Consider the following 3,993-nt stretch of genomic DNA (forward strand, 5'->3'; position numbering starts at 1 on the left):
GCGGCCTCTGGTGCCGGTGCGACGGCGGCCATCGGAGTCGCATCTGGCACGGGACCCGCCGCGTGGGCGGGGTCGACCCCCATCGGCAGGTGCGCCTCGGTACCGGGGATCGCACCCACCGCGGGCACGTGCGCCACCTGGGGATCGGCGACGAACTGATTGACCGCCGCGGCCACGTTCTTCGAACCGGAAGGCACCGCGCTGTTGCCAGCGAACGCCGCCGCCGCGGCCATCAACATCGAGGCGGCGTTCGTCGGGTCACCAGCCGCCTGCTGGATGGCGGGCCCCAGGCTCTGCATCGCGGGCAGCCCGGGCGCCTGCAGACCGCTGATCGGCAGCGGCAGCGGTGGCGTGGGCTCCGCATGGGCGACCGGATGGGCGCTCAGCGTCAGCGCGGCCGTCGCTCCGAGTGCGACCAACAGCGTTCTCTTCGAAGGCATGACTCTCCCGTGCTCGGTTCGGTTCTTCTGGCCTGAACGGTCGGGCGTCAGGGCAGCCCTGCGACCGGGAACATCAGTGGCGAAAGTGAACTCAGGCCGCCTGCGGCTGCCGGAGCGGCAGGCGCCGCAGCGGCAGTTGCGGCGGTTGCTGCAGGCAGCGCTGCGGCGGCAATCGGCGCCGCAGCGGCGACGGGGACGGCCACGGGGGACTTCGGCAGCAGGTTGGCCAGCGGTGTGCCAGCAGGCATCAGCGAGGCCAGGTCACCAGGAAAGTTGACCTGCTGGGGCAGCGGCAACGGGGACCCGGGGACCTGAGGCAGCTGCACTTCGGCCGTCGGAACCAACCCTGCGGGAGCGGCCGCGGCCGGAGCGGCGGCGGTGGGTGCGGATGCCAGCGGTGCTGCCGGTGCGGCGGGCGCCTGCGGCAGCGTGACGGAGGCGGTGGCCGCCGGTGCCGGTGCGGCGGGTGCCGCAGCCGGGGTGGCAGCACCGGAGAACGCCGAAGCGAGGCCCTGCAACAGCTGCGGCGCGTTGGCCGGCGTGAGCGAGCCCAGGAACGGGATGTTGGGGATCGCCGGAGCCGGTGCGGGTACCGGGTCGGCAGCCGCGGTAGCGCTGAACAGCAGCGCCCCCGGGACCGCGCATGCGGCAGCAATCACGCTGGTGGCGAATACTTTTCTGGCGATGTGCATGGTTCTCCCGATCGGTTGACGACACGTCTGGAACCGAAGCTACGGAGTTACTGGAGTTACTCAAGTGACACGTGTGGCATTTATGCAACCGTTACTGACACGACGGCCGATGGTGACCGAATGGCTTGCCTGGGCGAGCGATGCGGCGGGGAAACTCGCGATTGGGAAACTAGAGTCGGACGGATAGCCAGACAGACGGATGTCGCACCCGCCAGCGTCGGCGCGACGCCGCGGAGTCGATTCGCGGTCGTCGCGCCGTATCTGCTCGCGCTCAGCCTGGTCGCGCGGTTCGGCGTCACCTACCTGATGCGCAACGGCACCAACTTCATCGACCTCCACGTCTACGTCGACGGCGCCGCCACCATGGCACGCGGCGGCCTCTACGACTTCGTCTACCACCCGGCGATCCCGCCGCTCCCGTTGCGGTTCACCTATCCGCCGTTCGCCGGCCTGGTGTTCTATCCGCTGCACTTCCTGCCGTTCGCGGTCGTCGGTCTCTGCTGGCAACTGGGCATCGTCGCGGCGCTGTACGGCGCGGCCGTGCTGGTGTTGAAGCTGCTGCACACCCCGGATCAGCGCATGGCGATGGCGTGGACTGCGCTCGCCATCTGGTTCGAGCCGATCCGGCACGTGTTCGAACTCGGCCAGATCGGTGCGTTGCTGATGTTCGCGGTGTTGTTCGCGGTGTACTGCAACCGGTGGTGGTTGTCCGGTCTGCTGGTGGGTTTGGCCGCAGGCGTCAAACTGACGCCCGCAGTGGCGGGCCTGTACTTCGTGGGAGCCCGCCGGTGGAAGGCCGTGCTGTTCTCCGGCTTGGTGTTCGGCGCGACCGTGGCATTGTCGATCGCCGTTGGCGGCGCGCAAGCGCGGTTCTACTTCACCGATCTGCTCGGCAATGCCGATCGCATCGGCGTCGTGGACACCCCGATGAACCAGTCGCTGCGCGGTGTCGTCGGCTACCTGACGGGACGTGACGTCGGCTACGGCCCGTTGTTGGTCGGCGCTGTCGTCGTCACTGCCGCGCTCACCCTGCTGGCGTGGCGGCGCATCGGCGCCGACGACCCGCTGGGCCGCATCGTCGTGGTGATGCTGTTCGGGTTGCTGGTCTCACCGATCAGTTGGACGCATCACTGGGTGTGGCTGTTGCCGCTCGTCATGTGGTTGGTTCTCGGTCCGGTGCGCCACCGAACGCGGATTGTCGGCTGGGCCTGGGTGGTGCTGGCGTACGTGGGGCCGCCATGGTTGGTGAAACTGGCCGGTGACATGGGCTGGCTGCACGGCAGCCATTGGTACACGGACGTGGCCGGATCGCTGTACGTCCTTGCCGCGGTCGCGACCCTGGCCTTCGTCGCCTCGGTCAGCCGACGATCCGATTGATGTCGCCTGCCATCGCCACGTCCTTATCGGTGATACCGCCCTCGGAGTGGGTGACGAGTGCGAAAGTAACCGTCCGCCAACGGATGTCGATGTCGGGGTGGTGGTCCTCCCGCTCCGCGTGTTCCCCGACGCGGCGAACCGCGTCGATGCCGTCGAGGAAGGCGGGAAACTTGATCGACCTTCGCAAGGCTCCGTCGGAACGCTCCCAGCCGTCGAGCTCGGGGAGTGCCGCATCCACCTGCTCGTCGGTCAACACAGCCATGTTGGTAACCTTTCTCTCCGGTGAAAAACGTTGCTACCCGGAACGATACGCCAGAAATCGAGGCGCGTAGCCAGCCGTGTTGATTACCATCAGCGGCATCGCCGACGCCATGAAAAACATTGGTGCGCTTGCTATTTCGTGCGCGCCATCGTCATTCAGAACGCTGGTGTGTCCGTGCCGGCGGCGGCTCGGTCGCGGCTGATCTGGCGGCACGGAACCGCGCGACGGTATAGCGTCGCAGCGTGCCGAACCAGATCGTCGTCGCGGGCGCACTGATCTCCGGCGCGACCCTGCTGGTGGCCCAGCGTGAACGGCCGCCGGAACTGGCCGGGTTGTGGGAGCTGCCCGGCGGCAAGGTGGCGCAGGGGGAGAGCGAACCCGAGGCGCTGGTGCGCGAACTGGACGAGGAACTCGGTATCGAGGTCACCGTCGGCGCCCGGCTCGGTCCCGACGTAGCACTGAGCGAGGAGATGACCTTGCGCGCATATCTCGTCACCCAGACGGCGGGCACCGCACGAGCACGGGATCACCGGGCGCTGCGCTGGGTGAGCGCCGACGATCTCGACGGGCTGGCATGGGTGCCTGCCGACCGCGGGTGGTTGCCAGACCTGATCGCGGCTCTGCGCGCCGGCTAGAAGAGGCGCACCACCAGAACCGGGACCGTCTAGTACCGGAGCCGGTCGCCCACCACGCGCACCTCGGACAGGCTCTCCGGGTGGCGGACCGCATGCACCGGATGCAGCAGAGCCGGGTGGCGGCAATGCGGGCACGACCCCGGCGCCTGGTTGACCGACGAACTGGTCAGGTGGTGACATGCCGCACACCGCACGACGTAGAACGCGCCCATCCAGTTGAGCAGACCAAGGTAGATGGCGACGGTGGCAGCACTGGCCAGCAGAATCACCACGACGATGGTCCCCGCTTCGAAAAACGTCATGATCGTTACCTCCAACCAGCGACGGACACTTTCACCGTACGCCGACGTTCGCCGAGGTCGTCAGGACTTTCTGGCGCGTTTGAAGACCTTGTCGAGCTCCTTGCCGCGGATGCCCGACAGTTCGGCCTTAGCCACCTTGCCGAGCACCACTGGGCAGCGCTTGCAGCGCGGCTTGCTGCGACAACATTTCTTCTTCGCCTTGACACCGGCCAGCTTGGAGGACTTCACACCGGACTTTCTTCATTGGCTTCGTTTTCGTGATCGGGTGCCCACACTGCGACAATC

At 67.5% G+C, this 3,993-nt stretch carries 6 protein-coding genes and 1 pseudogene; 2 read left to right on the plus strand and 5 right to left on the minus strand.

Features of this window, described 5'->3' with window-relative positions:
* Both ACRDUX_RS34235 and ACRDUX_RS34240 read right to left on the minus strand, forming a co-directional pair.
* Positions 1–440, minus strand: a pseudogene (locus ACRDUX_RS34235) (Rv1157c family protein); the annotation flags it as partial.
* A 47-nt stretch (positions 441–487) separates the two neighbouring features.
* The gene (locus ACRDUX_RS34240) at positions 488–1,132 is read right to left on the minus strand and encodes a hypothetical protein (protein WP_526420864.1); all 645 of its coding nucleotides are present in this window, start codon (positions 1,130–1,132) and stop codon (positions 488–490) included.
* A gap of 120 nt (positions 1,133–1,252) precedes the next feature.
* Here ACRDUX_RS34240 and ACRDUX_RS34245 point away from each other — a divergent pair, with 120 nt between their 5' ends.
* A complete protein-coding gene (locus ACRDUX_RS34245) occupies positions 1,253–2,509 on the plus strand; it encodes a mannosyltransferase (protein WP_526420866.1) in 1,257 nt (418 codons plus the stop codon).
* Here ACRDUX_RS34245 and ACRDUX_RS34250 read toward each other — a convergent pair.
* Positions 2,490–2,771, minus strand: a complete 282-nt coding sequence (locus ACRDUX_RS34250; protein WP_526420868.1) for a 4a-hydroxytetrahydrobiopterin dehydratase — start codon at positions 2,769–2,771, stop codon at positions 2,490–2,492. The two genes, ACRDUX_RS34245 and ACRDUX_RS34250, sit on opposite strands and share 20 nt — an antisense overlap.
* A gap of 242 nt (positions 2,772–3,013) precedes the next feature.
* Between ACRDUX_RS34250 and ACRDUX_RS34255 the strand changes: the two genes are divergently transcribed.
* Positions 3,014–3,406, plus strand: coding sequence for a (deoxy)nucleoside triphosphate pyrophosphohydrolase (locus ACRDUX_RS34255; RefSeq protein ID WP_526420870.1), 393 nt, complete (start codon positions 3,014–3,016; stop codon positions 3,404–3,406).
* Positions 3,407–3,435: 29 nt separating this feature from the next.
* Here the strand turns inward: ACRDUX_RS34255 and ACRDUX_RS34260 are convergent, their stop codons facing one another.
* Together ACRDUX_RS34260 and ACRDUX_RS34265 are read right to left on the minus strand one after the other, a co-directional pair.
* Entirely contained in the window at positions 3,436–3,708 is a 273-nt protein-coding gene (locus ACRDUX_RS34260; RefSeq protein ID WP_526420872.1) for a hypothetical protein, read from the minus strand.
* 60 nt (positions 3,709–3,768) lie between these two features.
* On the minus strand, positions 3,769–3,936 hold the full coding sequence (locus ACRDUX_RS34265) for a hypothetical protein (RefSeq protein ID WP_526420874.1): 168 nt from the start codon (positions 3,934–3,936) through the stop codon (positions 3,769–3,771).
* Between the last annotated feature and the right edge of the window lie 57 nt (positions 3,937–3,993).

This window comes from Mycobacterium sp. (genome assembly GCF_050701675.1).
In the GTDB taxonomy this organism is placed as follows: Bacteria; Actinomycetota; Actinomycetes; order Mycobacteriales; family Mycobacteriaceae; genus Mycobacterium.